Annotated in this window: 5 protein-coding genes and 1 pseudogene; 4 read left to right on the forward strand and 2 right to left on the reverse strand. The window is 53.0% G+C overall.

Annotated elements, in window-relative coordinates; translation table 11 throughout:
* Positions 1-95 precede the first annotated feature (95 nt).
* A pseudogene (locus FN828_RS20065) lies at positions 96-419 on the forward strand (IS5 family transposase); the annotation flags it as partial.
* Positions 420-463: 44 nt separating this feature from the next.
* Positions 464-1180, forward strand: coding sequence for a hypothetical protein (locus FN828_RS20070; protein ID WP_142495087.1), 717 nt, complete (start codon positions 464-466; stop codon positions 1178-1180).
* Between the two features lie 90 nt (positions 1181-1270).
* Here FN828_RS20070 and FN828_RS20075 read toward each other — a convergent pair whose 3' ends face one another.
* The gene (locus tag FN828_RS20075; RefSeq protein WP_221930575.1) at positions 1271-2461 is read right to left on the reverse strand and encodes a patatin-like phospholipase family protein; all 1191 of its coding nucleotides are present in this window, start codon (positions 2459-2461) and stop codon (positions 1271-1273) included.
* Positions 2448-2828, reverse strand: coding sequence for a Mov34/MPN/PAD-1 family protein (locus FN828_RS21165; protein ID WP_142495092.1), 381 nt, complete (start codon positions 2826-2828; stop codon positions 2448-2450). The genes FN828_RS20075 and FN828_RS21165 overlap by 14 nt, the downstream gene beginning before the upstream one ends.
* A gap of 748 nt (positions 2829-3576) precedes the next feature.
* Between FN828_RS21165 and FN828_RS20090 the strand changes: the two genes are divergently transcribed.
* On the forward strand, positions 3577-3870 hold the full coding sequence (locus FN828_RS20090) for a hypothetical protein (protein WP_142495089.1): 294 nt from the start codon (positions 3577-3579) through the stop codon (positions 3868-3870).
* A complete protein-coding gene (locus tag FN828_RS20095) occupies positions 3867-4280 on the forward strand; it encodes a hypothetical protein (protein ID WP_142495090.1) in 414 nt (137 codons plus the stop codon). Before FN828_RS20090 ends, FN828_RS20095 begins: the two co-directional genes overlap by 4 nt.
* Positions 4281-4340 lie beyond the last annotated feature (60 nt).

The following is a 4340-nucleotide window of genomic DNA, read 5'->3' on the forward strand; positions in this document are numbered from 1 at the left end:
CGGTGTGGCCCTCGGCCGGAAATCCTGGCTCTTCGCCGGATCAGAGCGCGGCGGACATCGCGCCGCCGCCATCTACACGCTGATCGGCACGGCCAGGCCAGATCAGCGACTATACAGGGGCGGCGGCGCTCCTGGGCGACATGCCGAAAGCCCAGTGGCTTCTGGGGGACCGCGGCTATGACGCCGACTGGTTCCGCGAAGCCCTGCAAGATAAGGGGATCAGGCCCTGCATCCCGGGCCGAAAGGCACGAAAGAAGCCCATCAAATACGACAAACGCCGCTACAAGCGCCGCAATCGTATCGAGATCATGTTCGGGCGTCTGAAAGATTGGCGGCGGGTCGCCACCCGATATGACCGCTGCCCCGAAGTCTTCCTCTCGGCCATCGCTCTCGCCGCAACAGTCATGTTTTGGTTATGAGTCCTGAGCCTAAGCTCGCCCCGCTAAGCAAAAAATAAATTAACATGAGTTCAATACAACGACTTGATTCAGCCTTCAATAATGCAATCTTCCAATTTGAGAAAGCTTTGAGCTATCCTCGGAAGACCATACCGCGCTCCGTTTGGACTGAATCGACAGACTTCGTCGCCGCAGTAGACCCCGAGGGTAACGGTTTTGTTCTTAGTATCTCAAGTGGGTTGGCAGAAAAATCCTTTCAGCTTTGGATTAAGGCGCTCACCAATTGCGGCTTTTGGGCAGATATTGCTCCCAGCGCTTTGTTAAACGCTGATCAGATGACGCAAGACTCGCTGGTTTGGTTGATGCTTCATGAATTTAACCATATCGACCTAAATCACTTTAAACTGGCAGGCAGTTTCGAAGTAGTTCAACGCTCACACGCAGCTTCGCCCCAAAAGTTGCTCAACATCTCACGACTATGCCTAGAAATGCAGGCTGATCACGAAGCAACGAAAATGTTGTTAGGCGCATACACGATAACCGAATGGCGGGGCTTGCGCCAGCGAGTCATGGCGATCTCAGGCATGATGATGCTGATCGAGCTTGAAGACGCCAAGAACAATGCTGAAGGTCGCACACACCCCAAGGCCGCGACACGGATTTTCCAGCTATTGGGGCACCTAGCAGAAATGCCCTTGGTTCAGGCACAGGTTGAGCAAGACGTTTCCCTCAGGCCCCAAACAGGAAAGAAAGAACGTCAGCCCCTCAGGGCTGGCCAATGATGCGCAAGGGATGGAAGCCGCAGGGCCGAGACCGCCAAAGGCGGGCTCGGTTCACGACAGCCCGACCTGAAAGGGTGCGCCAATCAAACGTTAGAGTTCGGAATGATAGGTCTCGATTAAGTTACGGGTAAGCTGTTCACCGCGCTTGGCAATCAAGTCCAAAGTTTCCTGGGACATAGGATCAAAATCAGTCGGGTAGTCAAAGGTCGCATCTCTGGGGACTAAATCGGCAGGAGGGCAAGGCAGGGCACTATCGTTTTGTCCAAGGTAGGGAAGGAGAAACCCTTTGATTTCTCCACTCGCCTTCAAACGATGCAGAAGGTCAAATGTCATGGAGTGCGTACGGCGATGAATTGTATTGACGGTAGCAACCATTCGGGATGGCCAAAAATAGGGCAAATCAGCACCGTCTGGCACACCTTGGCCCGCAACGCAGGCGATAATGAAGTCAACCTCATTCACGTTGGTGCTAATTTCGCTATCTCTCTTGGGAACGAGGCAACTTGTTCCCAAATTATCATAGACCCCACCGTCTGACACGATGGTACGGTGCGCCGCAGTCTCGCCACGCTTGATGTAGCGACGGCTCTCATCCAATGCGGGCAACAACGCGGGGAAAGCAGCACTCACGGCGACCGCTTTTGCTACAGGGGTATCATCCACGAGTTTTCCAAAGCGCCAACACCCAGATTCCTTGGAGCCATAGCGATATGCGGACTGTGTTCTGAGTTCCGTCGCATTGATCACAACGCTCAAACCCTTTCGCTTCACGTCGCCGAGCATCATTCCTTCGAACAATTCCTTTTCGAGAAACTTGGAGAATGCTGTTGTTCTGCTGGCGAACCTCGGAAACGGCGCCTGCAAAGCTGACATGACCGTCTGAAGTTGGCTGCTGCGCAGTCCAACTATGCGCAACACGGAAAGCAGGCTTCGAAGCAACGAGATGACAGCCGCTAAAGCACCAGACGTTACAATAGTCGCGACAATCTTCGGCGTAACTGAAGAGAGAAATGTGTAGCGAAGTATCCCACGCTTTAGACCTTTGCGAAGGACTTTCTGCATACGTTTGTCAAACTCACCAAAATCTTCATCCGAGTAGGCCCACATCGCTCCAATCACGCTGCCACCCGAGACCGTCGAAATGACACGAACATCATCCAAAATTCCGCGATCATTCAATGCACGCATACAACCCAAATGAAATGCGGCAGCCCTCGAGCCACCACCGGAAAGCGCCAGACCGAATTTCATAGTTTCGGTTTGTGGATTAGGCTTGTCCATCTGCGTACTCTACGATCTGAAATTCGCTTCTGCGGAACAAATGAAAACGCCAATTCGGGCTTGTAGCGGCGTGCCCGATGATAAGCATCACGACATGTCGAGGCGTCTTGGCCTGTAGACGGAGAATTTGTGCCATTGCCTGAAGATCCACTGCACTCGGTTCGGGCATCGAGACTGGATGAGTATGCCAAACGCCAACAAATCTCGTGGAACCACCGCTTTTTTCTGCATGGTACTGGCATTTGCGCTCCGTGCCTTCGGTGCCGCAAATAAACCGTTCAGGTGATTTGACGCTGTCGGGCGGTGCGCCGGTAGCCGTATCAATATTGATTAACGCGAGGGAGTCATCGATTTCCCGAAGAACCAGCTCGCATTGGTGTCTTGATCACGTCGAAATGTGACCTCGGGGCGGTTCTCGTAAACGCGGCACCATTCGGTTTTGGCTTTTGTAGCCCATTCAAGAACAGCATCCCATGCCGCTTCAGCATCGTCCGCAGTCTGATCCCCTATGATGCCTCTCAACGCAGCCACGTATTTGGGCTCTACCCTGATTGTGGAGCTTGTCGAGCGCGATGAACATGAGCGCGCGGCTCTTGCCCGAGGCGGGAGGCGATTTAATCAGGAGATATTGCTCGCCGCGCTTTTCATAGGCGCGCTTGCCAAGATGGTGTTGTAGTACAACACACATCTTGCGGGCAGTCCTAACCCCAATTTGCGTGTCCTTTCAGGTGTTTCTGGGCGCATACCTAAGGGGAGTCCATCGAACACCCTCGGCGGGCAAGCGCCGTAGGCATGGGTTTGCGTTATTGCGGTACGCCCATTACGAATTGCCGCAGTCTTTCTTCTGCACTGAAAATCGAAACATGCGCTGGCCACTCAATTCTTGCACTGACTGTCTTCCAAGGCAGCCCGCCTTTAAGTCCGGATTGTCGTCCCTCCCGTTCGCGGTACGCGAGGATGCGGTTCTTTATTAGCCTGACTTGCCAATCGCTGAACGACACTTGGAAATCCACCTTGACGAGGAATGTGCGAGGAATGCGCGTTCCGATTGTCCCCACATTTCAAATCAAGAGGCGTCGCAACGAGCGTGCCTCTCGATCTGAGGAGAAGGATAGATGGATTTCTTACGTGGGATCAAGGAAACAAAGGTCAAGCCGTTTCGCGGTGGACCGAAGACGGTCATGTTGACTGATCGTGATGGTGTAGCGAAGGGCGTACGGGTTCAGCCCAAGTATCTTACCCCGCTCGGAGCTATCGTTGCGGACGCCACCGCAAAGCTCTTAACTGTGGGACTCGTCAGTTACAGCATCCTCACCGTTCTGGAGATGCCTGAACCGAACTGGGTCGTTCCCGCGCTGATGCCCCTGGCCTACGTTCCGCTGAGGCGCACAGCGCCAAGGAGACGATGACTCGTCAGCTCAAGGATGTAGAGAAGCAGATCGAGAATCTGTTGGATCGGATTCTCGATGCTTCGAGCCCTTCGGTCGTTTCGGCCTATGAAGGGCGTATCGCCAAGCTTGAGCGCGAGAAGATTCTTCTGAGCGAAAAAGCTGTCCAGGTTGTCCCGCCAAAGGGGAGGTTCGAAGAGTTTATCGAACTATCCCTAGAATTCCTGTCAAGACCTTGGAATATATATGAAAATGGGAACCTTGCACTGAAACAAACTGTGGTCAGATTGGCTTTCTCGGAGCCTCTTCGATACTCCCGAGAAAGCGGTTATCGAACTACAGAAACCGCCTTTCCCTTCAAGGTGTTAGCGGGAATCTGTAGTGAAAAAAGAGAGATGGTGCGGCCGAGAAGACTCAATTATAATACATAAGAGTTTGATTAATAGAAATAAAAAAACGGGAGACTGATCTTAGTCCCCCAGCTAGTCCCC

Source organism: Thalassovita litoralis (genome assembly GCF_900182725.1).
Taxonomy (GTDB): domain Bacteria; phylum Pseudomonadota; class Alphaproteobacteria; order Rhodobacterales; family Rhodobacteraceae; genus Thalassobius; species Thalassobius litoralis.